This window comes from Methylobacterium ajmalii (genome assembly GCF_036448855.1).
GTDB classification, from domain to species: Bacteria; Pseudomonadota; Alphaproteobacteria; order Rhizobiales; family Beijerinckiaceae; genus Methylobacterium; species Methylobacterium ajmalii.
The window spans coordinates 93,143-117,034 of record NZ_JAZFXT010000066.1; the positions used below are offsets into that span (position 1 = coordinate 93,143).

Annotated in this window: 22 protein-coding genes and 1 pseudogene; 13 read left to right on the plus strand and 10 right to left on the minus strand. The window is 72.5% G+C overall.

Annotated features, from left to right (window positions below):
- Position 1 precedes the first annotated feature (1 nt).
- Complete coding sequence (gene dapB / locus V3T34_RS27355; protein WP_305077328.1) at positions 2-799, minus strand: 4-hydroxy-tetrahydrodipicolinate reductase; 798 nt, start codon at positions 797-799, stop codon at positions 2-4.
- Positions 800-967: 168 nt separating this feature from the next.
- Here dapB and V3T34_RS27360 point away from each other — a divergent pair, with 168 nt between their 5' ends.
- Positions 968-1,999, plus strand: a complete 1,032-nt coding sequence (locus V3T34_RS27360; protein WP_305077329.1) for an alpha/beta fold hydrolase — start codon at positions 968-970, stop codon at positions 1,997-1,999.
- On the opposite strand, the gene V3T34_RS27365 is transcribed toward V3T34_RS27360, so the two are convergent.
- Together V3T34_RS27365 and V3T34_RS27370 are read right to left on the minus strand one after the other, a co-directional pair.
- Positions 1,965-2,684 carry a MarC family protein gene (locus V3T34_RS27365; protein ID WP_060848671.1) on the minus strand — a complete coding sequence of 240 codons (720 nt, stop codon included), beginning with the start codon at positions 2,682-2,684 and terminating at the stop codon, positions 1,965-1,967. The two genes, V3T34_RS27360 and V3T34_RS27365, sit on opposite strands and share 35 nt — an antisense overlap.
- Before the next feature lie 3 nt (positions 2,685-2,687).
- The gene (locus tag V3T34_RS27370) at positions 2,688-3,428 is read right to left on the minus strand and encodes a class I SAM-dependent methyltransferase (protein ID WP_060848670.1); all 741 of its coding nucleotides are present in this window, start codon (positions 3,426-3,428) and stop codon (positions 2,688-2,690) included.
- A 196-nt stretch (positions 3,429-3,624) separates the two neighbouring features.
- On the opposite strand from V3T34_RS27370, the gene gloB reads away from it, so the two are divergent.
- Both gloB and V3T34_RS27380 read left to right on the plus strand, forming a co-directional pair.
- Positions 3,625-4,404, plus strand: a complete 780-nt coding sequence (gloB, locus tag V3T34_RS27375) for a hydroxyacylglutathione hydrolase (RefSeq protein WP_305077330.1) — start codon at positions 3,625-3,627, stop codon at positions 4,402-4,404.
- 5 nt (positions 4,405-4,409) lie between these two features.
- Positions 4,410-4,847, plus strand: coding sequence for a cupin domain-containing protein (locus tag V3T34_RS27380; protein WP_060848669.1), 438 nt, complete (start codon positions 4,410-4,412; stop codon positions 4,845-4,847).
- 229 nt (positions 4,848-5,076) lie between these two features.
- Here V3T34_RS27380 and V3T34_RS27385 read toward each other — a convergent pair whose 3' ends face one another.
- The 3 genes from V3T34_RS27385 to V3T34_RS27395 all read right to left on the minus strand — a co-directional run bounded on the left by V3T34_RS27385 (position 5,077) and on the right by V3T34_RS27395 (position 10,656).
- Positions 5,077-6,612, minus strand: coding sequence for a DUF2252 domain-containing protein (locus V3T34_RS27385; RefSeq protein WP_305077331.1), 1,536 nt, complete (start codon positions 6,610-6,612; stop codon positions 5,077-5,079).
- A 98-nt stretch (positions 6,613-6,710) separates the two neighbouring features.
- The gene (locus tag V3T34_RS27390) at positions 6,711-10,004 is read right to left on the minus strand and encodes a helicase-related protein (RefSeq protein ID WP_331369326.1); all 3,294 of its coding nucleotides are present in this window, start codon (positions 10,002-10,004) and stop codon (positions 6,711-6,713) included.
- Between the two features lie 199 nt (positions 10,005-10,203).
- Complete coding sequence (locus tag V3T34_RS27395; RefSeq protein WP_060848667.1) at positions 10,204-10,656, minus strand: cupredoxin domain-containing protein; 453 nt, start codon at positions 10,654-10,656, stop codon at positions 10,204-10,206.
- 347 nt (positions 10,657-11,003) lie between these two features.
- On the opposite strand from V3T34_RS27395, the gene V3T34_RS27400 reads away from it, so the two are divergent.
- Genes V3T34_RS27400 through V3T34_RS27420 form a run of 5 tightly spaced genes read left to right on the plus strand, consistent with a single transcriptional unit; the run spans position 11,004 to position 16,980 of the window.
- Positions 11,004-12,635, plus strand: coding sequence for an ABC transporter substrate-binding protein (locus V3T34_RS27400; RefSeq protein ID WP_305077333.1), 1,632 nt, complete (start codon positions 11,004-11,006; stop codon positions 12,633-12,635).
- A gap of 43 nt (positions 12,636-12,678) precedes the next feature.
- A complete protein-coding gene (locus V3T34_RS27405; RefSeq protein ID WP_091884632.1) occupies positions 12,679-13,656 on the plus strand; it encodes an ABC transporter permease in 978 nt (325 codons plus the stop codon).
- A 4-nt stretch (positions 13,657-13,660) separates the two neighbouring features.
- Positions 13,661-14,524 carry an ABC transporter permease gene (locus V3T34_RS27410; protein ID WP_060848664.1) on the plus strand — a complete coding sequence of 288 codons (864 nt, stop codon included), beginning with the start codon at positions 13,661-13,663 and terminating at the stop codon, positions 14,522-14,524.
- Complete coding sequence (locus tag V3T34_RS27415; protein WP_305077334.1) at positions 14,521-16,164, plus strand: ABC transporter ATP-binding protein; 1,644 nt, start codon at positions 14,521-14,523, stop codon at positions 16,162-16,164. Before V3T34_RS27410 ends, V3T34_RS27415 begins: the two co-directional genes overlap by 4 nt.
- Positions 16,165-16,191: 27 nt before the next feature.
- Positions 16,192-16,980 (plus strand): VOC family protein, encoded by a 789-nt coding sequence (locus tag V3T34_RS27420; RefSeq protein ID WP_060848662.1) that lies wholly within the window; start codon positions 16,192-16,194, stop codon positions 16,978-16,980.
- A gap of 68 nt (positions 16,981-17,048) precedes the next feature.
- Here V3T34_RS27420 and V3T34_RS27425 read toward each other — a convergent pair whose 3' ends face one another.
- Entirely contained in the window at positions 17,049-17,621 is a 573-nt protein-coding gene (locus V3T34_RS27425; RefSeq protein ID WP_139234918.1) for a PAS domain-containing protein, read from the minus strand.
- A 323-nt stretch (positions 17,622-17,944) separates the two neighbouring features.
- Between V3T34_RS27425 and V3T34_RS27430 the strand changes: the two genes are divergently transcribed.
- The 3 genes from V3T34_RS27430 (at position 17,945) to V3T34_RS27440 (ending at position 19,886) form a co-directional block, all read left to right on the plus strand.
- Positions 17,945-18,412 (plus strand): DUF2721 domain-containing protein, encoded by a 468-nt coding sequence (locus V3T34_RS27430; protein ID WP_060848660.1) that lies wholly within the window; start codon positions 17,945-17,947, stop codon positions 18,410-18,412.
- 68 nt (positions 18,413-18,480) lie between these two features.
- On the plus strand, positions 18,481-18,915 hold the full coding sequence (locus V3T34_RS27435) for a PRC-barrel domain-containing protein (RefSeq protein ID WP_060848659.1): 435 nt from the start codon (positions 18,481-18,483) through the stop codon (positions 18,913-18,915).
- Between the two features lie 8 nt (positions 18,916-18,923).
- Positions 18,924-19,886, plus strand: a complete 963-nt coding sequence (locus V3T34_RS27440; RefSeq protein ID WP_305077335.1) for a hypothetical protein — start codon at positions 18,924-18,926, stop codon at positions 19,884-19,886.
- A 443-nt stretch (positions 19,887-20,329) separates the two neighbouring features.
- Here the strand turns inward: V3T34_RS27440 and V3T34_RS27445 are convergent, their stop codons facing one another.
- A complete protein-coding gene (locus tag V3T34_RS27445) occupies positions 20,330-20,908 on the minus strand; it encodes a hypothetical protein (RefSeq protein WP_305077336.1) in 579 nt (192 codons plus the stop codon).
- Positions 20,909-21,105: 197 nt separating this feature from the next.
- Positions 21,106-21,474 carry a hypothetical protein gene (locus V3T34_RS27450; protein ID WP_060848656.1) on the minus strand — a complete coding sequence of 123 codons (369 nt, stop codon included), beginning with the start codon at positions 21,472-21,474 and terminating at the stop codon, positions 21,106-21,108.
- 170 nt (positions 21,475-21,644) lie between these two features.
- On the opposite strand from V3T34_RS27450, the gene V3T34_RS27455 reads away from it, so the two are divergent.
- Together V3T34_RS27455 and V3T34_RS27460 are read left to right on the plus strand one after the other, a co-directional pair.
- Positions 21,645-22,319: an HAD family hydrolase gene (locus V3T34_RS27455; RefSeq protein WP_305077337.1), complete on the plus strand. Its 675-nt coding sequence runs from the start codon at positions 21,645-21,647 to the stop codon at positions 22,317-22,319.
- A gap of 93 nt (positions 22,320-22,412) precedes the next feature.
- The gene (locus V3T34_RS27460; protein ID WP_407942788.1) at positions 22,413-23,549 is read left to right on the plus strand and encodes an alpha/beta hydrolase; all 1,137 of its coding nucleotides are present in this window, start codon (positions 22,413-22,415) and stop codon (positions 23,547-23,549) included.
- A gap of 170 nt (positions 23,550-23,719) precedes the next feature.
- Here the strand turns inward: V3T34_RS27460 and V3T34_RS27465 are convergent.
- Positions 23,720-23,892, minus strand: a pseudogene (locus V3T34_RS27465) (methyl-accepting chemotaxis protein); the annotation flags it as partial.

Below are 23,892 nucleotides of genomic sequence, written 5' to 3' on the forward strand. Positions count from 1 at the left end.
GTCAGAGGCCCAGCACGTCGTCCATGCCGTAGAAGCCGGGCTCGCGGGACTGGGCCCACAGGGCGGCCTTGACGGCGCCGGCTGCGAACAGCCCGCGGTCGCTCGCCAGGTGGGTGAGCTCGATACGCTCGCCGGCCCCGGCGAAGATCACGCTGTGCTCGCCGACCACGCTGCCGCCGCGCAGGGTGGCAAAGCCGATCGTGCCGGGCTCGCGGGCGCCGGTATGGCCGTCGCGCACCGCGACCTTGCGGTCGGCGAGCGCGACGTTGCGGCCCTGCGCCGCCGCCTCGCCGAGGAGCAGCGCCGTGCCGGAGGGCGCGTCCACCTTGTGGCGGTGGTGCATCTCCAGGATCTCGATGTCGTACTCGTCGCCGAGCGTCGCCGCGACCTTGCGCACGAGGCCCGCCAGCAGGTTGACCCCGAGCGACATGTTGCCCGACTGCACGATGCGGGCGTGGAACGACGCCGCCTTGAGCTTGGCGAAATCATCCGGCGAAAGGCCGGTGGTGCCGACGACGTGGACGATGCGGGCCTGGGCAGCGAGTTCGGCGTAGAACACGGTCGCGGCCGGCGCGGTGAAATCGAGAACGCCGTCGGCCTCGGCGAAGGCGGGCAGCGGGTCGTCGGTGACCGGCACGCCGAGCGGCGGCAGGCCGGCGAGCGCGCCCGCATCCTGGCCGAGCGCCGGCGAGCCCTCGCGCTCGATCGCGCCCGAGAGCGTGCAGCCCTCGGCCTCGGCGACGGCCTGGATCAGCATCCGGCCCATCCGCCCGGAGGCGCCGACGACGACGAGACGCATGGGTCACGCTCCTGATGCGGCGGCTCCCGGCCGCCCCTTCCGGGGCCTCGTACAGGGGCGGGCCGGTGCTGCCAAGGCGCCCGGGGAATATCGCGCGGCGGAAGGGATATGCGTGGGACGGCGGATGCCCCATCTTCTCCCGCACTGCAGCATCGCGCCGGAGATCCCATGGCCTTTCGGTTCGTTCCCGGGCGTGCCTCTCGCCGTGCAGCCAGCGGCGCCGTGCGGATCCTGCGCGCCACCGCCAAGGCGAACGCCGCCGCCGCGCGCCAGACCGGCGCCCTGATGCGGCGGGGCTCGGAGGCCATGAAGCCCGACGAGCCGGCGCACAAGCCGCCCGGGCGCATCGTCGAGGTCGACGGGGTGCGGGTGCACTGCATCGTCAAGGGCCGGGGCCGGCCGGTGGTGCTGATCCACGGCAACGGCACGATGGCGGAGGACTTCGTCATCTGCGGGCTGGTGGAGCAGCTGGCCAAGTCCTACCGGGTCATCGCGATCGACCGGCCGGGCTTCGGCCATACCGAGCGGCCGCGGCACTGGGTCTGGAGCGCGGCCGCGCAGGCGCGGCTGATCGCCCACACGCTCGCGGCGCTCAAGGCCGAGCGGCCGGTGGTGGTCGGCCATTCCTGGGGCACCATCGTGGCGCTGGCGCTCGCTATAACAGAACGCCTCGACCTGCGCGGGCTGGTGCTGCTCTCCGGCTACTACTATCCAGGCCGGCGGGCCGACGTGGCGATGATCGCGCCCTTGGCGGTGCCGGGCCTCGGCGACGCCGCCCGCGCCCTGGTGCCGGGGGCGGTCGGTCGGGCGCTGGCGCCCCAGGTCTTCCGCCACGTCTTCAGGCCGCAACCCGTGCCGGATCGCTTCACCGCGCGCTTTCCCGTCGCGCTCTCCCTCTCGGCGACGCAGGCGCGGGCGAGCGCCGAGGACACCGCCGGCATGAACGGCGCGGTCGCCCTGCTGCAGCCGCGCTACGCGTCCCTGCGCCTGCCGGTCGCGATCCTGTCGGGGGATGCCGACGCGATCGTCGAGGCGGGCGAGCAGTCGTGCCGGCTGCACGCCGAGGTCGCGGGCAGCACCCTGACCCTGCTGCCGGGCCAGGGCCACATGATCCATTACTCCGCCAAGGCCCGGATCGTGCGCGCCGTCGACGCCCAGATGGCCCTTACGGGACGGACCCTGGCCTGGCGTTCGCGATGAGCGGCCCCAGGACGTCGGTGACGCCGGTCAGCGTGATCTGGGTGCCGACGCACAGCAGCAGGAAGGCGGCGAGCCGCCCGAGCACCCGGGCCCGGGCGTGGCCGAGCCGTTCCACCAGCCGGTCGGCGGAGGCGTAGGCGAGCAGCACCATCAGGGCGATGACCAGGGAGGCGGCGGACGCTCCGGCGAGATAGGCAATCCGGTCGACACCGCCATCCGGCCGGCCGGCGCCGAGCGCGATCGCCACCGCGATGGTGCCGGGCCCGGTGGTGAAGGGCAGCGTCAGGGGGAAGAACGCCACCTCGGCCAAAGCGGCGGGCTCGGGATGCGCCTCGCTGCCCTGGACCGGCTCGGCCTGGGCGGTCTTGCGCGCCTCGCGCTGCTCGGGCGCGGCGAGGAGGGTCCAGGCCTGGGCCGCCACCACGAGGCCGCCGGCGATGCGCAGCGCCGAGAGCGAGATGCCGAAGAAGCTCAGCACCGAGGCCCCGGCCCAAAGCGAGACCAGCATCACGGCGGCGGCGTAGACGCCGATGCGGCGCGACAGCCAGGTGCGGTCGGCGTGGCTGCGCCCGGCCGTCACCTGCGCGAAGATCAGCGCCGCGCCCGGCGGGTTGACGATCGAGAACAAGGCCGAGAAGGCGAGGAGGAAGCTCTGCAGCGCGGCATCCGCGCCCGGGAAAGGCATCGGTCAGGCCCCTCCCGGCACGGGGGCGGGCACCGGCACCAGGACCCGGGCGCCGAGCCGTGCGGTCTTGCGGGCCTGGACCGCCACCGGGCGGTGGAGCTGCTTGCAGGCCTCGACGACGTGCAGGCCCGCGAAGGGCAGCGACAGGCCGGTGCCGAGCCGCTCCCAGGCGCTGGCGGTGCGCAGCGTCAGCCAGCCCTCCACTGGGGGCACGTAGAGGGTCTCGGCCCAGTCCTCGGGGGAGAACAGGGTCTCGCGCATCAGCCGGCCGAGCTGCGAGCGGCTGTAGGGCTGGCCGTGGCCGAAGGGCGTGGCGTCGCGGCGCGCCCACAGGCCGCGGCGGTTGGGCACCGCCATGATCAGCCGGCCGCCGGGCGTGAGGACACGCCAGACCTCCTGCATCAGCTCGGCCGGGCTCTCCACCGCCTCGACGGCGTGGATCAGGAGCACCCGGTCGACGGCGGAATCGGGCAGCGGCATCATGGTCGGGTCGACGAGGCACGAGGCCGAGCGGCCGGCGACCGGCCAGTTCGTCACCCCCTGCGTCGCAGGCATGAAGGCGAGCGTGCGCTCGGCGGCGTGGCGCACCGGGCCGAGATACGGCACCGCGTAGCCGAGGCCCATCACCCGCAGGCCCGAGACCGAGCCGAGCATGCGGTGGACCGTGCGGCCGACGAGCCGCTGCGCCACCTCCCCGAGGGGGCTGGCATAGAAGGCGCGCAGTTCGGTGACGTCGAGGCTCATCGGTTCTCGCGACGTGCGGCGGGGGGCGCCGTCGGGGCCATGAATGGGGAGTGGCCCAGGCCGCGGCAAGGCGTCAACCCGCCGGCCGCCCTCACGCTCCCCGCTATTCGCCGGAACCGGCTCACCCCGCGGCGTCCCGCGCCCTATCTCCCGCTTCGAGAGACGCCGCGAAGCCGTCGCCATGGGAACCGCCGCCATGCCCGAGACCCGACCCCAGATCCGCACCTTCCCGTGCCGGAGCGACAATATCGGCGTGCTGATGCGCGATCCCGCGACCGGCGCCTGCGCGGCGATCGACGTGCCCGAGGCCGCCGCCGTTCTGCGCGCCCTCGACGAGACCGGCTGGACGCTGACCGACATCCTGGTCACCCACCGGCACGGCGACCACGTCGAGGGCATCCCGGAGGTCAAGGCGCGGACCAAGGCCCGGGTGACGGCCCCGGCCAAAGCCGGCAGCGCCGTGCCGCAGGTCGACGCCACGGTGCGGGAGGGCGACGTGGTGACGGTGGGCTCGCTCGCGGCCGCCGTCTGGGAGACGCCCGGGCATTGCGACGACCACGTCACCTACTGGTTCGAGGAGGCGGGGATCGCGTTCGCGGGCGACACCCTGTTCACCCTCGGCTGCGGCCGGGTGCTGGAAGGCCCGCCCCAGGTGCTGTGGCGCTCGCTGTCGCGCTTCCTGTCGCTGCCCGACGAGACCGTGATCTATTCCGGCCACGACTACGTCCTGTCGAACGCCCGCTTCGGGCTCGCGGCCGAGCCGGAGAACCGCAACCTGAAGGACCGGGCGGCGCTTGCGGAGAAAGCCAAGGCGGAAGGCCGCTTCCTGGTGCCGACGACGCTCGGCGAGGAGAAGGCCACCAACCCGTTCCTGCGCGCCGCCGAGCCGGCGCTCGCCCGCGCGGTCGGCATGGAGCCCGGCGCCGACCCAGCCGCGGTGTTCACGGCGCTTCGCGAGTGGAAGAACCGGTTCTGACGACGATGCAAAACCTGACGGCATCGGAGGTCGTGCGCCTCCTCGACCTCAAGCCCCATCCGGAGGGCGGGCATTACCGCGAGACCTTCCGGGACCCGCGCGAGATCGACGGCCGCCCGGCCTCGACCGCGATCTACTACCTCCTCGACATCGGCGAGACCTCGGAATGGCACCGGGTCGACGCCGCGGAGGTCTGGCTCTGGCATGCCGGGGCGCCGATGGTGATCACCACGAGCCCCAACGGCCACGACGCCGAGGCGCGCCACCTCGGCCCCGACCTCGCCCGGGGCCACCGGCCGCAGATCGTCGTGCCGGCCGGCCACTGGCAGACCGCCACCAGCCTCGGCGCCTGGACCCTGGTGAGCTGCACCGTGGCGCCGGGCTTCCGGTTCGAGGGCTTCGAGATGGCGCCGCCGGACTGGCGGCCGATGCCGCGGGGGTAGCGGCCGCGTGGACCCCGGACGGCGCCGCTCCGAGACAGGGATCGTACCCCAGTCGAACTCGCCCCCGGCCCGATCCACGTCCCGGGCTGCCTCGATGCCGATGCCCAGGCCGCGTTCCCCATTGAACATCTCAAGTTGAGGTCCCGAGCGGGAAGCAATCTTTCACTCGCGTCAAATTCGCATCGGAACCGAAGGGACCCTCAAAGTCACACGGTCAGCAATCCTCAGCTCAAAGCTGCGGATCCTCCGCCGCCTCCAGCCGCCCCGACGCGATGGCGTCGAGGAAGAGCCGGTGGTCCTCGGCGTTCCGGTCGCCGTAGGCCAGCGCCCAGTCGGCCAGGGCCTCGCGGAGGTCGTCGTGGCGGTCGCGGCCGCAATAGCCGGCGATGGCGGCGGCGTCGCCGGTGCGGGCATGCGCCCGGGCGAGCAGGGCACCGTAGGCCCAGGAGAAGTAGACGAGCGGCTGCCCGCACATGCAGCTGATCGGGATCTCGCCCTTCATGTTCTTCATCTGGCGGACGTAGAACGGACGGTCGTCGATCGTGGTCCAGCCCAGGAGCGGGTCCCCGACCGCCTGGAGCAGGCGCTGGCCGTAGATCACCCGCTCGCCCTCGTGCGAGGCATAGGGCTCGGGCATCCCGGCGACGTAGGGCGCGTGGGCGGGACGCACCGCCTCCTTCACCTGGAGGAAGAGCACGTCCTGGTCCGAGTTGCCGCATAGCAGCGCGACGTAGGCCCGGGTGCCGACGCTGCCGACGCCGACCACCCGGTGGGCGACGTCGACGACGTGGTAGCGGTTCAGCATGAACCGGCGCTCCGGCGGCAGGGTCTCGGCGTAGCGCTCGAGCCCGGCGGTCACCGCCTCGCGGGTGTCGTCGTCGACCCAGGTCAGGATCGGCGGCTCGTCGCGGAAGCGCCAGCCGCCATCGACCCGGCGCTCGCCGAGCTGGCCGAGCAGGCTCTTGTTGTGGCGCTTGCGCGCCTTCTCGACCGCCCGGTGCACCACCTCGCGCGATTCCTGGTCGATCGCGATGCCGCTGAAATCGAGTTCCTCCGCCTTGGCGGCCCGATGCCAGACGTCGAGGGAGCCCTGCGGGGTGAGGTCGGTCATGGTGTGCTGGTAGCCGTAGGCCGCCGCGATCACCGCCTGGCGCCGCTCCTGCACCGGCACGTCGAGGTCGCGGGCGGCGACCTCGATGCTGGCGCAGAGCCGCTTCAGGTCCCATTCCCAGGGGCCGATCGTGACCTCGTCGAAGTCGTTGAGGTCGAGCACGATGTCGCGCTGCGGCGTGCCGAACAGGCCGAAATTCGAGATGTGGGCGTCGCCGTTCATCACCACGTCGATGCCGCTCGTCGGGGTCCGGGCGAGGTCCCAGGCCATCACGGTGGCGGCCCCGCGCAGGAACGCGAAGGGCGAGCTCGCCATGCGGGCGACCCGCAGGGGAATCAGGTGGGCCTGTCGTCCGGCTTGCGCCTCCTCGATCAGCCGCACCGGGTCGGGGCGGTCCTCCGGCAGCGGGCCAGCGCCGTGGCTGTCGTGCGGGACCTTCGCGCGCAGGCACTTGCCGGCGGCGCGGCGGGTCTCCCACGGCTCGCCGGGGGTGCGCAGGTCGATATGCGGGAAATCGGCGAGCGGCGCGAGCACGACGTCCTCGGCCTGTCCCGGCACGCGCTCGCAGGTTTCCGCCACGCTCTCGTTCGCCAGAGCCTCCGGCAGCTCGGACGAAGGCAGGGTCGACGAGGAGATGTCGTGCTGTCTGTCCATCGGCGCGGCTCCTCGGTCCCGGGGTTCGGGGAGTCAACCTTGGCCGTTTGCAATCGTTCCGGCCTCGGGATGAAACCCCGAGGCCGAACGTATCATCGTCAGCCCTGATGGTCGCGGGCCTCCTGGATCTGGTGCAGGAAATCTGCCGCCTGCTCGGCGCGCCGGTCGGGATCGTCGCAGGGGCGGCGCAGGATCAGCCGGCCCTCGCGGGCGGTCATCGCCTCAGTAAGCGATATCGCCGCCGGCGCGCAGCCGGGCCGGAAATCGACCGCCAGCCCCTGCGGCCCGCCGGTGAGCCGGGCGATGCCGAGCCGCAGGCAGGCGACGCGCAGGTGCGCCAGCGCGAACAGCGCCCGCACGCCGGCGGGCGGCGGCCCGAACCGGTCCTCGACCTCGCCGCGCAGGGCCTCGACCTCCTCGGGCACACCGAGGCGCAGGAGCCGGGTGTAGAGGCCGAGGCGCACCTCCGGCTCGGGCACGTAATCCTCGGGCACGTCGCCCGCGAGGCCGAGATGGATCTCGGGCGCCCAGTCCTCCGCCGGCTCGCCCTTGGCGGCGCGCAGCGCCAGGTGCAGCAGGTGCTGGTAGAGGCCGAGCCCGATCAGCTTGACGTGGCCGGCCTGGTTCTCGCCGACAAGGTCGCCGGCGCCGCGCAGGTCGAGGTCGCGGGCGCTGATGGCGAAGCCCGCGCCGAGCCGGTCGAGGGCCTCGAGCGTCCGCAGGCGCTTCTCGGCGGCCGCGGGCAGCTCCCGGTCGGGCCGGGTCAGCAGGTAGGTGACGCCCCGGCGCTGGCCGCGCCCGACCCGGCCGCGCAGCTGGTGCAGCTGGGCGAGGCCGAAGCGCTCGGCGTCGTGGACCAGCATGGTGTTGGCCCGCGGCACGTCGAGGCCGCTCTCGATGATCGAGGTGGCGAGGAGCACGTCGCCCTCCCCGTCGGCGAAGCGAACCATGATCTCGTCGAGCTCGGCCGGCTTCATCTCGCCGTGGGCCACGACGGTGGCGAGTTCCGGCACCAGCGCCTTGAGCCGCTCGGCCATCGGGCCGATCTCCTCGATCCGCGGGCAGACGACGAAGCTCTGTCCGCCCCGTCCCTTCTCGCGCATCAGCGCCGCCCGGACGGTGTCGTCGTGGAGCGGGGTCAGGATCGTGCGGATCGGCTGGCGCACCGCCGGGGGCGTCGCGATGACGCTGAGCGACTTCAGGCCGACCAGCGCCGATTGCAGGGTGCGGGGGATCGGCGTCGCGGTCAGCGTCAGCACGTGGGCGTCGCCCGCCATGCCGCGCAGGCGCTCCTTGAGGGCGGCGCCGAAGCGCTGCTCCTCGTCGATCACCACGAGGCCGAGATCGGCGAAGGACACGCCGCGCCCGGCGAGCGCCTGGGTGCCGATCACGAGGCGGATCGACCCGTCGGCGAGACCATGGCGGACCTTCTTCGCCTCGGCCGGCGGAACGAGGCGCGAGAGCTGCGCCACCTCGATCCCGAACCGGGCGAAGCGCCGCGCGAAGGTGCGCAGGTGCTGGCGCACCAGCACGGTGGTGGGCGCCACGACCGCGACCTGCTTGCCGGCCAGCAGCGCGGCGGCGGCGGCGCGCAGCGCCACCTCGGTCTTGCCGAAGCCGACATCGCCGCAGACCAGCCGGTCCATCGGCCGCTCGGAGGCGAGGTCGGCCAGCGCCCCGTCGACGGCCTTCGCCTGGTCCGGGGTGAGCGGGAAGCCGAAGCCGGCACCGAAGCGCTCCATCTCGCGCTCGGGCGGCGTCAGGGCCGGGGCCTTCGCCTTCGCGCGGATGCCGGCCGCCTCCAGCATGGCCCGGGCGGCCCGGGCGAGGCCGGCCTCCGTGGTCAGCCGGCGCCTCGCCCAGGTGCCGCCCTCGAGCGTGTCGAGGGCGACCGCCTCCTCCTCCGAGCCGTAGCGCCAGATCCGGTCGGCCTGGGCCACCGGCACCATCAGGATCGCGTCGTGGGCGAAGCGCAGGCGCAGGGCCTCGGTGGCGCCGCCGTCGCCGGTGGCGATGCGCTCCAGCCCCTCGAACACGCACAGGCCGTGGTCGCGGTCGACCGCGACGTCGCCGACCCGCAGATCGACCTCGCCCATCGGCAGGATCACCGGCTGCCCGGCGAGCGGCTTGGCTGAGGCCCCGCCATGGACGTCGGGGGCCGCGATCACCGTCGCGGCCATCTCCGGCACCCGGAACCCGGCATCGAGGGGGGCGGCGAGCGCCACGATCTCGCCGGGCTTGGCGGCCATCGCCTGCGACCAGTCGCAGACCGGTCGAACGCCGCGCTCCGCCGCCCGGGCCGCCTGGCGCGACAGCCGCTTGAGCGCCGCCGCGTCGCCGGCCAGCACCACCCGCTCGCCGGCCTTCAGGCGCTCGCGCAGATAGGCCGAGAAGGCCGGGCCCGGCCGGCGCTCGCGCAGGAAGACCGGCACCGCGACCGCGTCGGCCTCCTCCTTGGTCGCCACCGCGACCTCGCGGGCGGCCCGGGTCTCCCGCCACTCCGCGGGGCTCAGATAGAGCGGCGCCGCCTTGCCGCGGGCGCTCGTCGCGCCGCCCTGCCCCTCGGCGATCTGCTCGAAGAAGGCGTCGGCGCGAGCCTCCGCCCCGGCCTCGACCACGAGGCGGGCCTCGGGCACGTAGTCGAGCACGGTGGCGAGCCGGCCGTAGAGAGTCGGCAACTGGTGCTCCTGGCCGCTGAACGGCTTGAGGCGCACCGGCGCGTCGGGGGCCAGCACGATCTCGGTCGCCGGATCAACCACCAGGGTTCCGACCTCGTCGAGGGAGCGCTGCGACACCGGATCGTAGCTGCGGATCGCCGTCACCTTGCCGCCGGCATGCTCGATGCGGCAGGGCCGGGGCGCGGCGGCCGGAAACACGTCGACGGTGCGGCCCCGCACCGCGACCTCGCCGGGCTCGTCGACCCGGTCGTCGAGGATGTAGCCGAGGCGCTGCAGCTCCGCGGTCAGCCGCCCGGGATCGAGGGGATCGCCGGCCGTCAGCTCGACCCGGGCCCCGGCCCAGGTCCCGGGCGGCGGCACCCGCTGGATCAGCGCCGGGGCGGTGGTGAGCAGGATGTCGGGCAGGTTGTCCGTGTCGGTGAGCCAGCGCAGAACCCCGGCCCGCGCCCCCATCGTGCCGCGCGACGGCGAGGCGCGGTCGAAGGGCAGGCAGTCCCATTCCGGATAGACCGCGACGCCGATCCCCGGCGCCAGCGCCCGCAGCAGGGCGGCGATCTCCTCCAGCCGTCTCGTGTCGCGGGCGACGTGGACGAGCGGACGGCCTCGGTCGCGCAGGCCCAGCAGCGCCACCGCGAGGGCGCCGGGCGGCACCAGCGGCGCCACGCTCTCCTCGGTTCCCGCCTGTGCGCGCCGTCCCACCTTGCGCTTCGCCATCTGGCCCCGCTCCTCGTTCGCAGCGGGAAACGCCCGGAGGCGTGAGCGGGTCCGGTGCGGGCTGTCGCATGCACAGGAATACCGTGGGGATGTTCTTGGGGACACGGCCGGGACCCGGCCGTGTCGCCGTCCCGGGGCCTTTGTCGCGGCTCCCGGGACGATGCGGGCGTCGGTCCGGTCCGCGGTCGCGGACCGTCGCCTACTTCGCCGGGTCGATCAGCGTCAGCTTGCCGGTGAACGGCTTGTCCTGCTTCGAGGTGGCGGTGCAGCCGTAGGTGTACTCGCCGGCCGCGATGGTGCGCAGGCGGATCTCGCCCTTGCCGTTGGCCTTGACCAGGTAGGCGTCGTTGCTCGCGACGTGGACGACGTCGCCGTCGTGGTGCAGCACGTTCTTGTTCTGGAAGATCTGCGGCGCGGTGAGCGAGACCTGAAGGTTCGACTGGTTGACGACGTGGAGATCGACGTTGCTCTGGGCCGGCAAGCGCAGCTCGGCCGGCGCGCAGGACGGCGCGCCGTTCTCGGCGGTGATCGTCACCTCGACCGGGGGCATCGCGTCGGTCTTGGGCGGCGGCAGGTCGTTGGCGGCGAAGGCGCCGCCCGTCATGAGGACGAGGGCGGCGGCAGCCAGGGGCGCGCGGGTCGAAAGCGGCATCGGGGGTTCCTCTCGGCGGGGTTGAAGGGGGTCGAGCCCAGAACGCCAGGTGGTGCCCGATGTTTCACCCCGGCGCCCGCCTGCGACCCGATGCCGGCCCGGCGGCCGGGGGCGCCGCACGCCCTCGCGGCGAACCTCCCGCCGATACCGACCTCTTGCCGAAACCGACCTCTTGCCGAAACCCTTGCCGAAACCCCGACCGCGGCCAAGTGACGACACGAATTCTCCGGATCGCGCCGCCGGAAGACGAATTCGCTCCGGATGCGCCGGAAATTGCCACGCTTCGTCCATTGCGCCGACGCTGCGTTGCAGCAAGGATGGCGCCCGAACGACGACGAGGACCACGCATGATCATCGACCGCCGCGACGCCCTCAAGCGGGCCGGCCTCCTCGCGCTCGGCACCGCGGCCTGGAGCCCGGCGGCCCTGACGCGGGCGCTGGCGCAAGGGACGTCGCCCCAGGGGACCGCTCCCCGGCGCGGCGGCGTGCTGACGGTGCAGCTCAACGGCGAGCAGCGGGTGCTCAACCCGGCGATCCGCGCCTCGACCGGCGTCTACGTCATCACCTCGAAGATCGTCGAGCCGCTGGTCGATCTCGACCAGGACGGCAAGCCGGCCGGCGTGCTCGCCACCGCCTGGGAGGCCGCCCCCGACGGCAAGACCGTGACCTTCACGTTGCGCCAGGGCGTGACCTGGCACGACGGCAAGCCCTTCACCTCCGCGGACGTCCAGTACACCGCGATGGAGATGTGGAAGAAGTACCTGAACTACGGCACCCAGCTTCAGCTCTACCTGGAGGCCGTCGACACGCCCGATCCGCACACGGCCGTCTTCCGCTATGTCCGGCCGATGCCGCTCGACCTCCTGCTGCGGGCGCTCTGCGACCTCGGCTACGTCGCGCCCCGGCACGTCTTCGAGGGCACCAACGTGCTCGAGAATCCGGCCAACACCGCGCCGATCGGCACCGGGCCGTTCAAGTTCGTCTCCTACGAGCGCGGTCAGCACGTCATCGCAGAGCGCAACCCGACCTACTGGCGCGAGGGCTTCCCCTACCTCGACCGGATCGTCTGGCGCTTCATCACCGACAAGGCGGCGGCCTCGGCCGCGCTCGAGACCGGTCAGGTCCAGCTCTCGACCTACAACGCGCTGGCGCTCGCCGACCTCGACCGGCTGAAGTCGGACAAGCGATTCACCGTGTCGAGCAAGGGGCTGGAGGCCAACGCCTTCAACAACACCCTCGAGTTCAACACCCGCCGCAAGGAACTGGCGGATGTCAGGGTGCGCCGGGCGATCGCGCACGCGATCGACGTGCCGTTCTTCATCGAGAACTTCATCTACGGGCTCGGCAAGCCGGCGACCGGGCCGATCCCGTCCTCCTCGACGGCGTTCTATCCCGACACCCCGGTCCCCTACCCGTTCGACCCCAAGAAGTCGGCGGCGCTCCTCGACGAGGCGGGCTTCAAGCGCGGGGCGGGCGGCACCCGCTTCTCGTTGAAGCTCGTGCCGATCATGAACGGCGAGGACGTGCCGCTTCTCGCCACCTTCATCCAGCAATCGCTCCAGGCGGTCGGGATCAAGGTCGAGATCGTCAACCTCGACACCGCCGGCGCCCTCTCGACCGTCTACCGCGACTGGAACTTCGACCTCGCCACCGGCTGGCACCAGTACCGGGGCGATCCGGCGGTCTCGACGACGGTGTGGTACCGCTCCGGCTCGCCGAAGGGTGCGCCCTGGACCAACCAGTACGGCTGGCAATCCGACCTCGTCGACCGCCTCACCGACGAGGCGGCGAGCGAGCTCGATCCGGGCAAGCGCAAGGCGCTCTACGCGCAGTGGGTGGGTGCCGTGAACGACGCGCTCCCGGTCTGGATGATGACCGAGCGCACCTTCCTGTCGGCGACGAGCAAGCGCGTGCACGGCGACCACAACACTCCGCGCTGGGGCTCGGCGGACTGGCACGACGCGTGGATCGAGGCGTGACGACCCCGTTAGCGAGGCACGCCGCCCCGAGCCAGGCCAGCCGATGACCATCCTCCTCCTGGCGCTGCGCCGCCTCGCCGCCAGCCTGCCGACGCTCTTCGTCATCCTGGCGGGGCTCTTCCTGCTGCTTCAGCTCGCCCCCGGCGACACCGTGGATGCCCTGATGGCCCAGATGGGCGGCGGCGACCCGGCGACCGCGGACGAGCTGCGCCGCTATTACGGCCTCGACCTGCCGGCGGCGGCCCAGCTCGGCCGCTACCTGTGGCGGCTGGTGCAGCTCGACCTCGGCCAGTCGGCGATCTACGGCAAGCCGGTCGCCACCGTGATCGCCGAGCGGCTGCCGGTGACGCTCCTGCTGATGGGCGCCTCCCTGACCCTCGCGTTCCTCGGCGGCACGTTCCTCGGCGTGCTGGCGGCGAGGCGGATCGGGCAATGGCCCGACACCCTGATCTCGACGCTGGGGCTGATGTTCTACGCCACGCCCTCGTTCTGGTTCGGCCTGATGGGGATCGTGCTGTTCGCGATCCATCTCGGCTGGCTGCCGGCCGGCGGGTTCGAGGAGGTCGGCGCCGGCTATACCGGGCTCGCCCACGTCCTCGACGTCGCCCGCCACCTCGTGCTGCCGACCCTGACGCTCGCGCTCGTCTTCCTCGCCACCTACCTGCGGATCATGCGCGCCTCGATGCTGGAGGTGATGAGCCTCGACTACGTCCGCACCGCCCGCGCCAAGGGGCTGGGCGAGACCGGGGTCATCGTGCGCCACGCCCTGCGCAACGCGCTCCTGCCCATGGTGACCCTGGTGGGCCTTCAGGCCGGCACGATGCTGGGCGGCTCGGTGGTGGTCGAGAGCGTGTTCGCGCTCCCCGGCCTCGGGCGGCTCGCCTACGAATCGGTGGTGCAGCGCGACCTCAACACCCTGCTGGGCATCGTGTTCGTGTCGGCGCTCCTCGTCATCACGGTGAACTTCTTGGTCGATCTGATCTACGGCCGGCTCGATCCGCGCATCGCGGCGGGGCGCTGACGCGATGGCGGCTCTCCGGCGCTACGCGCGCAACCCGGCGGCCCTCCTGGGCGCGGCGCTCCTCCTCCTCGTGATCGCGGTGGCGCTGACCGCGCCCCTGCTGTTTCCCAAGGACCCGCTCGGCCTGGCCGGCCGGCCGCTGCAATGGCCCTTCGCCAACCCGAAGGTCTGGCTCGGCACCGACGCGAGCGGGCGCGACATCGCCGCCCAGGTCTTCCACGGCGCCCGGGTCTCGCTGCTGATCGGCCTCGTCGCGACCGTGATCGCCATCGCGATCGGCATCGCGGTCGGCGCGGTGGCGGGCTTCTACGGCGGGATCGTCGACGACGTCCTGATGCGGATCACGGAGGCGTTCCAGACCCTGCCGAACTTCCTGCTGCTCCTCGTGCTCGTCGCGGTGTTCGGCTCGGACATCACCACCGTCACGGTGGCGATCGGCCTCGTCTCCTGGCCGGCCCCGGCCCGGCTCACCCGGGCGGAGTTCCTGACCCTGCGCAACCGCGAGTTCGTCCAGGCCTGCCGGGTGCTGGGCATGGGCGACGCCCGCATCATCGCCCGTGAGATCCTGCCCAACGCCCTGCCGCCGGTGATCGTCTATGCCAGCGTGGTGATGGCGGTGGCGATCCTGCTCGAGAGCGCGCTCGCCTTCCTCAACCTCTCGGACCCCAACGTCGCCTCCTGGGGCAACCTGATCGGCGCCGGGCGCGGCGTGCTGCGCACGCAATGGTACGTCTCGGCGATTCCGGGCGTCGCCATCCTGGTGACGGTGCTCGCCGTCTCGCTGGTCGGCCAGGGCCTCAACGACGCCCTCAACCCGCGCCTGCGCGGCCCCGCGCCGGTGAAGGCTGCATCGGGGGCCGCGGCATGAGCGATCTCCTCGCGATCGAGCACCTCTCGGTCCGCCTGCCGCCGGGGGCCGACCGCAGCCACGCGCTCAGCGACGTCTCGCTGACCCTCGCCGCCAACGAGATCCTGTGCGTCGTCGGCGAATCGGGCTCGGGCAAGTCGGTGCTCGCCAACACGGTGATGCGGCTGCTGCCGCCCGGCGTGCGGCCCGACGGCGGCGCGGTGCTGTTCCGGGGCCGCGACCTCGTCGGCGCCTCGGAGGCCGAGATGCGGCGCCTGCGGGGCGCGAAGATCGGCATGATCTTCCAGGAGCCGATGACGGCCCTGAACCCGCTGCGCCGGGCCGGCGACCAGATCGCCGAGACCTTCCGCATCCACACGAAGCTCGGGGCCCGGGCGATCCGGGACAAGACCCTGGCGCTCCTCGACGAGGTGCGGATGCCCGATCCCGCCGCGGCGCTCCGGGCCTACCCGCACGAGCTCTCGGGCGGCCAGCGCCAGCGGGTGATGATCGCCATGGCGCTGGCGCTCGAGCCGGCCCTCCTCATCGCCGACGAGCCGACCACCGCCCTCGACGTGACGACGCAGGGGCGCATCCTGGCGCTGATCCGCGAGATCCAGGCGCGGCGCGGCATGGGCGTCCTGTTCATCACCCACGATTTCGGGGTGGTGGCGGAGATCGCCGACCGGGTCGCGGTGATGCAGGCCGGACGCCTCGTCGAGGAGGGCCCGGCCGAGGCCGTGCTCGACCGGCCGCAGGCGCCCTACACCCGGGCGCTGATCGGCGCGGTGCCGCCGCTCCTGCCCCGCGCCCCGCGCCCCGGCACCGAGGCCGCGCCGATCCTGACGATTGCGGGCGTCTCGAAGACCTACCGCAAGGGCGGCGGCCTTCTCGCAGGTCTGTTGCCGGGCCGCGCCCGGCTCACCCACGCCGTGCGGGACGTGAGCCTGTCGCTGCCCCGGGGCACGACGCTCGGCATCGTCGGCGAATCGGGCTCCGGCAAGTCGACGCTCGCCCGCTGCATCGTGCGCCTGCTCGATCCCGAAACCGGCACGATCCGGCTCGGCGACACCGATCTCGCCTCGCTCTCGCGCCGGGCGATGCGGGCCGAGGCCCGGCGGGTGCAGATGGTCTTCCAGGACCCCTTCGCCTCGCTCAACCCGCGCCGCCGGGCCGGCGAGCTGGTGGCGCAGGGGCCGATGCTGCACGGCGTCTCCCGCGCCGATGCCATGGCGAAGGCCCGCGAGCTGTTCGGGCTCGTCGGGCTCGATCCCGCGGCGATGGACCGCCTGCCGCACGAGTTCTCCGGCGGGCAGCGCCAGCGGATCGGGCTCGCCCGGGCGCTGGCGCTCGAACCCGAGCTCCTGGTCGCCGACGAGCCGGTCTCGGCCCTCGACGTGTCGGTCCAGGCCCAGGTGCTGGCGCTGCTCGATCGCCTGCGCGACCGTCTCGGCCTGTCGATGCTGTTCATCACCCACGATTTGCGGGTGGCCGGCCAGATCTGCGACCGGATCGCCGTGATGAAGGACGGACAGGTCGTCGAGGCCGGCCCGACCGCGGAGGTCTTCTCAGCCCCGCAGGCCGCCTATACCCGCGCCCTCCTGGACGCGGTGCCCGGCCGCGCCTGGATCCCCGGCCGGCCCGAAATGCCGGTCGTCTGAATGCCGGCTGCCCGAAGAGGAAACCTCATGTCCCTCACCCTCGACCACCTGGTGATCGCAGTCGCCGACCTCGACGCGGCCTTCGCGGACTACTCCCGTCTCGGCTTCACGGTGATCCGCGGCGGCGAGCACCAGAACGGCGTCACCCACAACGTGCTGGTGGTGCTGGAGGACGGCGCCTACCTGGAGCTGATCGCGTTCAAGAAGCCCGAGCCGGGCAACCGCTGGTCCGACGTCTACCACCGCGCCGGCGAGGGCTTCCTCGACCACGCGCTCCTGCCGGGCGACATCGACGCCGACGTGAAGGCCGCGCAGGCCCGGGGGCTCGACATCGCCGATCCCGTGGCCGGCGGCCGCTTCCGGCCGGACGGCGCCCGGCTCGACTGGAAGACCGCCCGCGCCCCCGGCTCCGACGTGCCGTTCCTGTGCGGCGACGTCACGCCCCGGTCCTTGCGCGTGCAGGAGGGCGACGTGCGCCGGCACGACAACGGGATCACCGGGGTCGCTTCCGTCACCGTGGCGGTGCGCGACGTCGAGGCGTCCCGTGCCCGCTACGCCGCGCTGCTCGGCGCCGGTGCCGACGCGCCGGTGGTCGAGGCTGAGATCCTGGGAAGTCCGGCCCGCGCCGCGACCCTGCCGCTCGGCCCGCGCACCACCGTGACTCTCGCGAGCCCGGCCGGGACGGACGGCGCCCTGGCCGAGGCACTGGCACGCCGGGGCGAGGGCCCGGTGGCCGCCGTGTTCCGGGGGCCGACGGCCGGCGACCTCGACCCGAGCCTGACCCACGGGGCGCATCTCTCCGTCACGGCGGGCTGAGGGCGCCCCGCGCCGGCCGGTCGCCGCTTCCGCGGCGCCGGCACGGCTCGTCCGAGCGCGGGCACGCGTCAGTTCGTCCAGCGGTTCTCCGGGGACTGCTCCGCGCCGCCCGCCGCGAGGTGGCGGCCGATCTCCATCAGCAGCATGTCGGCAAGGCGGCGCAGGAACGGATCGTGCCAGTCGTCGACCGCGCGGCGGACGGCGAGGCCGTGCTCGGCGGCGCGCTCCAGGGGATGCGTCTCGGCGCCGGTGAGGTCGATCAGAACGCCCCGCCCCTCCGTCGGCCGGCCCGCCGCGTCGTGGGCGCAGCGGCCGCACGACAGGACCCAGCGGATCTGCCCCCCGGGCGCGAGCAGGCGATAGGGCACGACGTAGGACCCGCCCTCCTCCGCCGCCCGGCGAATGCGGGTCACCACCGTTCCGCGGTCGTCGGGGTGGATGCGGTCGAGGAGGAGCGGGACCGGCGCGCCGCCGCGCAGGTGGGCGGGATCGACCCCGTAGAGGGCCGCCATGCGGGCGTCGCCGCACAGGATGTCGGCGCCGATGTCCCACTGCCAGGTCGCCACCGCGTCCGGCGCCGCGCAGGCCGCCGCCAGCGCTCCCGGCGGGGGCCCGTCCCGTCCCGTCCCTCGTTCCCGCACCCAGACCTCCGCCGCCGCCGAGATTGTGGACTGTCGTTGTCCGCAACGAGTGATGCAATCACTGCGGGCGGAACTATGGTTCTGCCAGTCCAGCGTCAAGGTATGTCCCTGTGGCAAAACAATATATCTCGAAAAATTGTAGTGCCTGGGGCAATTCGGTAAGATATCGGACAAATCGCATCCCGCCGCGGGTCTTCCGGACTGTCGTCGTGCCGCCGCGACATGCCGGAACCGGACGCTCCCCGATCGCTTCCGCTCGAAGGCTTCACCCGTTCCCCTCGCCGTGCGATCCAGGCCGGCCGCAGCCCCTTCCCCGGACCTGCATGATTCCCTCCGCCGATCCGTCCCAGGTCGATTCGACCGCCCACATCATCCAGGTCGCCCTGACGCCGGTCTTCCTGCTGTCGGGCATCGCGACGCTGCTCAACGTCTTCTCGACCCGGCACGCCCGCATCGCCGACCAGGTCGAGAAGCTGTCCGACCGCGTCGCCGAGCGGCCCGGCGACCAGGCGCGGTTGCGCGACCTGCGCCGGCGCAGCCTCGCCCTCGACGTGGCGGTGGTGGTCGCTGCCCTCGGCGGGGTGGCGATCTGCGGCGCGGTGCTGACCCTGTTTCTCGGCACGTTGCGGGACGCCGCGGTGGCGAGCCTGCTGTTCAGCCTGTTCGGGGCCGCCATCGTCTGCACCCTGGCCTCGCTCACCGCCTTCGCGGTCGAGATGATGCTGGCGAGCCGCACGGTGCGCACCGAGGTGGCCGAGCGACAGGAGGAGGACGGCGAGCGATCCCGCTGAGCGCGGAACCCTCCCCGGACCGGACGGTTCCCCAAAGGATAGTTCCCGCCTGCGTCACGGAGCCCGCCATGCCGACCGATCTTCCGAACGAGCGCGCCCTGCGCGAGCCCGGCACGATGGAGCTCGACCCGTCCGGCGACGGCCTCGCCCTCGACGAGACCCGCCGGCTGATCGCCTCGAACAAGGTCGAGGGCACGGCGGTCTACGACCGCAAGGGCGAGCATCTCGGCAGCGTCTACAACTTCATGGTCGACAAGGTGACGGGCCAGGTCGCCTACGCGGTCCTGTCGTTCGGCGGCTTCCTGGGCTTCGGCGAGCACCACCACCCGGTGCCCTGGAAGGCCCTGACCTACGACGTGCGCCTGGGCGGCTACGTCATCGACATCGATCCCGGTACCCTGGCCGAGGCGCCGCGCCACGGCCCGGACGAGGACCCGTTCGCCGACCCGTCCTATGGCGGGCGCCTCGACGATTACTACGGCGGCCGCGCGCCGACGATCTGAGGTCGCTCATGTCCGAGGGCGGGCGGGACGAGGAGGGCGGCCCCGAGGGCGAGGTCGCCCGCGGGGCGGGCTTCGCGGTGGCGCCGGGCACGGTCAAGCGTCCCGGCGTGCTGGTGGCGATGCCGTTCGACCGGGCGCTCCTCGCCCGCTTCAAGGAGAGCTTCCCGACCGCCCGCTGGCGGCGCAAGCTGCGGCGCTGGTTCGTGCCCGGCACCACCGCCGAGCAGCGGGCCGATGCCTGGATCGCCCGGGAGATCTCGGCCCTCGATGCCTACGGCGACGACAAGGGCCGGGACGCCTACGCGTTCGAACCGCTGGAGAGCCGCTACCTCGAGGCCGCCCCCGAGGCGCTGGTGGTCCGCACGCCCTATTCCCGCACGGTGGTGGACACCCTGCGCACCATCCCGTTCGCCGCCTGGGCGCCGGAGATCCGGGCCTGGCGGGTGCCCTGGCGTTCCTACGAGGCGCTGAAGGAGGTCTGGGGCGCGATCGAGGAGGCGGCCGCCGCGAACGAGCCCGAGGCACGCCGCGCCCAGCGCGAGGCCGCCCGCGACCCTGCCGCCGCGGCGGAACGCCGGCGCCGCCGCCACCCGGTGCCGCGCGCCGACCCCCCGCCCCTCGGCGCGGCCGTCGAGACGGCGAGCGCCGGCGTGGTGGTGTTCGAGGCGCTGGACGACGCTGTCGTCGAGGATACCGCGGCGCTCGCCCATTATCCCGCCATCACCGTGCCGGGGCCGCTGGTCTGGGCCTGGTGGCGGATGCCGACCTTCGTCGAACTCGTCGAGACGGTGCCGGCGGCCGCGGCCGACGCGCCCGGCCGCGGCTGGTGGCCCGCCACCCGCGCCGGCCTGGAGGAACGCCGACGCCGCCTGCGCGAGACCGCCCGCGCCCAGGAAACCCGGGCGCGGAAGGATACCCGGGGGAAGGCGAGCGCAACCGTGCAAGTGGGGGCGGATCGCGGCGACTCGTGACGCAGCCAGTTCTGGCTATCGGGCGCGCGGCCGTGCACGCACCCGAGGTTGGAGCGGAGCCTGTTTGGCCTGATATGCCGATCTCACCTCGCCTCCACGTTTGTCAGGAGATGCCAAGCGATCGAAAACACATGATCTTCAGAGCCTGTTTGACCGATGGATATTCTATCCCATCAGAAACCTCATCCTGAGGTGTTGGCGATCGGAAATCGCACGCGATCTCTGATCGCCAGCACCTCAGGATGAAGTGGAGGGTAGGATACCCCCTCGCGATCGTGTCGTCGTAACTCAAACAGTCTCTGAATAATTTGCCCATCAACCGCATGAATAATTTGATGTTTTATTTGAGATAATTTCGTAAAATTTAGAGACACGTCTTGATTTCGGGTTAAAAAAATCGCACGCAAGTATCAGGTGAAACTACCTTTATCCGGATCGAGAAGCTACCGATCGCCCTTGACCCCGTCGCAGCTGGTTTCCTGGGCGGCGCAGATGCCGCGTACCCACATCCGCCTTTCCTCCTGCGGCGTGCCGTAGGCGATCTCGGCCCATTTGCCGCGGCAGTCGGTGACGGCCAGCCAGTCCCTCGGATGGGTGAGTTCGCCGAACCGGTAGACGACCTCGGAGGCGGGATCGGGTCTCGAGAAGCCCTTGGCGGTCTGAAGCTGGAAATAGATGGCCCGGCCCGGGATCCAGCCCGTCACCGCCAGGGGCACGTCCTCGACGTCGTCGTCCTTGACGGTCGGGACGTAGACGGCGTCGATCCGGAACCAGCCGCCCTCGGCCTCGACGATGGCGAATTCCAGCCCGCGCCCGGAGTACAGGCCGCCCTCGTACGCCACCGCGGGCGGCAGCCGGCCGACGATCGGAGCCTCGGGCGACGGGCCGGCCCGCACCGGCACCCCGCCCGCCTCCGTGACGATCGACCATCCGCCGATCGTGCACGTGTTGGAGCCCGCCTGCGCGGAATCGGACATCGCCCCGATTGCCAGGAGCAGGATCGCAGCCAGAGATCGCGTCATCGCGCGCCGTCCGAGGAATATCGCAGCCATCGGACCGGAAGGCTACGGGACGCGCCCCGGATGACGCAAGGTCGAGGCCCGACGGAGGTCGTCGTCCCTCGTACGGACGGCCGTTGCCTCGGCGCCGGACGTCGAAGCCGCCCGGCGAAGGTCCCGGGACTTCCCCCGAAAGCAGGATCGCTTGGAAGCAAGCGTCCTCAGAACTTGCCGCCGAGGCCGACCGAGCCGCCCGAGCCGATCGTCGGCGAGAAGCCGCCGCTGCTGCCGCTCGGACCGCCCTCGCCCTCGATCTCGTCGCGGCGGATGCGCCGGGGCGGGGCGCTCAGGGTGTCGCCGGAGGCGCGGGTGCTCGTCGGTACGTTGAGGCGACGGGTCGGCTCGGTCGCGGCCTGGGCGAGGTCGCCGCTGCTGCGGGCCGGCAGCTTCACGTCGCCGCGCAGGGACGGCGGCGGACCGACGTCGCCCGCCGGCAGCACGCCGCCGACCTGGCCGAGGGGATTGCTGATGCAGCCGCCCGCGAGCGCGGCCACGGCCGCGACGAGGCAGGCTCTGGACAGGACGGACATCGGCACTTCTCACATCTGACGTCTGAGGCGCTCCCGCTGCGGACGGGGAGCGATGGTGCATGAAGCTCTAATGGCCGGGGCGCCCGAAGGCCAGCCGCCCCGCTTGCCCGCCGGGGAACCCCGGCGCTTTGCCGGGCTTTCGTGCTCGGCTGCAACAGAGGGCGCCCGCCATGATCCGGAACCTGATCTTCGACATCGACGGCACCCTGCTCGACAGCGTCGACCTCCACGCCGCAGCCTGGGCGGAGGCGTTTCGCGAATTCGGGATCGAGGCCGACGAGGCCCACATCCGCGGCCAGATCGGCAAGGGCGGCGACCAGCTGATGCCGGTCTTCGTGCCGAAGGAGCGCCTGGCGCGCGACGGCGAGGCGATCGAGACCTTCCGCTCGACGCTGTTCAAGGAAAAATATCTGCAGAGGGTCCAGCCGTTTCCCGGCGTGCGCGCCCTGTTCGAGCGCCTGAAGTCGGAGGGCCATATCCTGGCGCTCGCCTCCTCCGGCAAGGCCGAGGAGGTGGAGCGCTACCAAGAGATCGCCGGCATCCGCGATCTCGTCGACGTGGCCACCAATTCCGACGAGGCCGACCGCTCGAAGCCGCATCCGGACATCTTCGAGGCGGCCCTCGACAAGCTCGGCCGTCCCGCCCGCGGGCAGTCGGTCGTGATCGGCGATTCGCCCTACGATGCCGAGGCTGCCGTGAAGGCCGGGCTGCCGGTGATCGGCGTCCTGTGCGGCGGCTTCCCGGAAGCCCTGCTCGGCGAGGCCGGCTGCACGGCGATCTACCGCGATCCGCAGGACCTCCTCGACGGCTACGACAGCTCCATCCTGCGCCGGGGCGTGCCGTAGGCAGGCCGGGGCGGGAGGCCTCGGCGGGGAGCCTTGCGGGATGGGGAAGGCCGTGCGAATCGTGCGGACCCCATGCCGACAGGATATGGTCCATTGCCCGGCTCGCGCCGCCTCGCCACCCTGCCCCTGGCCGTCGCGCTGCCGACGGCGGTCCTCGCCCAGCAGCCGGGTCCCCCGAGCGCCGACGCCTCGGACTTCGCCCGGATGGAGGCGGCCCAGAACGCCGCCAACGCCGTCCCGGGCCCGCGGGCGGTGCCGGGACGGCGCATTCCGGTCCCCGGCACGGTGAGCCCTGAATTCCAGGCGGCGATCGCCGCGCCCTACCGCGTGCCGGCCTGGAATGCCGACCCGGGCAGCGCCGCCGAGTGGAAGGCGCTGGTGGCCAAGCTCGCGGCCCAGACCGCCGCGCCGCTCCCGGCCCTGCGCGAGCGCCTCGGCGTCGTCTCGACCCCGGAGGTGATCGGCGGCGTCAAGGCCTGGATCATCGCCCCCAGGGAGGTGCCGGAGCGCAACCGGCACCGGCTGCTCGTCCACATCCACGGCGGCGGCTACGTCTACAACCCAGGCGAGGCCGGCACCCTCGAGGCGGTGCTGATGGCGGCCTTCGGCGGCTTCACGGTGATATCGTTCGATTACCGCATGCCGCCCGACGCCCCCTACCCGGCGGCGATGGACGACGCCATGGCGGTGTGGAAGGCCGCGCTCGCCCTCCAGCCCGCCGCCAACATGGCGGTGTTCGGCACCTCGACCGGCGGCGGCATGGCGCTGGCCCTGATGCTGCGGGCCAAGCGCGAGGGCGTGCCGCTGCCCGCCGCCATCGCGCCCGGCACGCCGTGGTCCGACCTGACCGAGACCGGCGACAGCTACAAGGCCAACGAGTGGCTGGACAACGTGCTGGTCTCCTACGACGGGGTCCTGACCCGGGCCGCCAAGCTCTACGCCGCCGGCCGCGACCTGCGCGACCCGCAGCTCTCGCCGATCTACGGCGACCTGCGCGGCCTGCCGCCGACCATCCTGACCACCGGCACCCGCGACCTCTTCCTGTCGAACACCGTGCGCACCCACCGCAAGCTGCGCCAGGCCGGGGTCGAGGCCTCGCTCCAGGTGTTCGAGGGCATGAGCCACGCCCAGTACCTGTTCGACCCGGATGCGCCCGAGACCCGCGAGGTCTTCGGCGAGATCGCGGCGTTCCTCGACAAGCATCTCGGAACCGCGCCCAAGGCGCCGTGATGGAACTCTGACGAAGCCCCGGCACCGATTCCCGTGTCGCCAGCCGGCGCGACGCTCGAGCGAAGCCGAAATCCGCATTGCGAAGCTGTCGATCGGATCTCGCGATCGGATCTCGTCTGACGCATCGCGAGGGGCCGCGACCGGCGGCCCCTCGCCTCGTGCGATCCGGCTCAGGCGGCCCGCACGGTGTCGAGGAAGCGGTGCACTTCGTTCGAGAGGTGCTCGGACTGGCGCGACAGCTCGGAGGCCGAGGCGAGCACCTGGGAGGCCGCCGCGCCGGTATCCTCGGAAGCGCGGGCGACGCCCGCGATGTTCGAGGTCACCTCGCTCGTGCCGCTCGCGG

Coding starts and splice junctions, on each gene's coding strand:
- V3T34_RS27450 (WP_060848656.1), bottom strand. CDS start 21,474: ATGTCCGTCCTGTCCAGAGCCTGCCTCGTCGCGGCCGTGGCCGCGCTC.
- V3T34_RS27430 (WP_060848660.1), top strand. CDS start 17,945: ATGATTCCCTCCGCCGATCCGTCCCAGGTCGATTCGACCGCCCACATC.
- V3T34_RS27390 (WP_331369326.1), bottom strand. CDS start 10,004: ATGGCGAAGCGCAAGGTGGGACGGCGCGCACAGGCGGGAACCGAGGAG.
- V3T34_RS27455 (WP_305077337.1), top strand. CDS start 21,645: ATGATCCGGAACCTGATCTTCGACATCGACGGCACCCTGCTCGACAGC.
- V3T34_RS27415 (WP_305077334.1), top strand. CDS start 14,521: ATGAGCGATCTCCTCGCGATCGAGCACCTCTCGGTCCGCCTGCCGCCG.
- V3T34_RS27435 (WP_060848659.1), top strand. CDS start 18,481: ATGCCGACCGATCTTCCGAACGAGCGCGCCCTGCGCGAGCCCGGCACG.
- dapB (WP_305077328.1), bottom strand. CDS start 799: ATGCGTCTCGTCGTCGTCGGCGCCTCCGGGCGGATGGGCCGGATGCTG.
- V3T34_RS27395 (WP_060848667.1), bottom strand. CDS start 10,656: ATGCCGCTTTCGACCCGCGCGCCCCTGGCTGCCGCCGCCCTCGTCCTC.
- V3T34_RS27385 (WP_305077331.1), bottom strand. CDS start 6,612: ATGGACAGACAGCACGACATCTCCTCGTCGACCCTGCCTTCGTCCGAG.
- V3T34_RS27400 (WP_305077333.1), top strand. CDS start 11,004: ATGATCATCGACCGCCGCGACGCCCTCAAGCGGGCCGGCCTCCTCGCG.
- V3T34_RS27405 (WP_091884632.1), top strand. CDS start 12,679: ATGACCATCCTCCTCCTGGCGCTGCGCCGCCTCGCCGCCAGCCTGCCG.
- V3T34_RS27360 (WP_305077329.1), top strand. CDS start 968: ATGGCCTTTCGGTTCGTTCCCGGGCGTGCCTCTCGCCGTGCAGCCAGC.
- V3T34_RS27440 (WP_305077335.1), top strand. CDS start 18,924: ATGTCCGAGGGCGGGCGGGACGAGGAGGGCGGCCCCGAGGGCGAGGTC.
- V3T34_RS27380 (WP_060848669.1), top strand. CDS start 4,410: ATGCAAAACCTGACGGCATCGGAGGTCGTGCGCCTCCTCGACCTCAAG.
- V3T34_RS27370 (WP_060848670.1), bottom strand. CDS start 3,428: ATGAGCCTCGACGTCACCGAACTGCGCGCCTTCTATGCCAGCCCCCTC.
- V3T34_RS27365 (WP_060848671.1), bottom strand. CDS start 2,684: ATGCCTTTCCCGGGCGCGGATGCCGCGCTGCAGAGCTTCCTCCTCGCC.
- V3T34_RS27420 (WP_060848662.1), top strand. CDS start 16,192: ATGTCCCTCACCCTCGACCACCTGGTGATCGCAGTCGCCGACCTCGAC.
- V3T34_RS27410 (WP_060848664.1), top strand. CDS start 13,661: ATGGCGGCTCTCCGGCGCTACGCGCGCAACCCGGCGGCCCTCCTGGGC.
- V3T34_RS27445 (WP_305077336.1), bottom strand. CDS start 20,908: ATGACGCGATCTCTGGCTGCGATCCTGCTCCTGGCAATCGGGGCGATG.
- gloB (WP_305077330.1), top strand. CDS start 3,625: ATGCCCGAGACCCGACCCCAGATCCGCACCTTCCCGTGCCGGAGCGAC.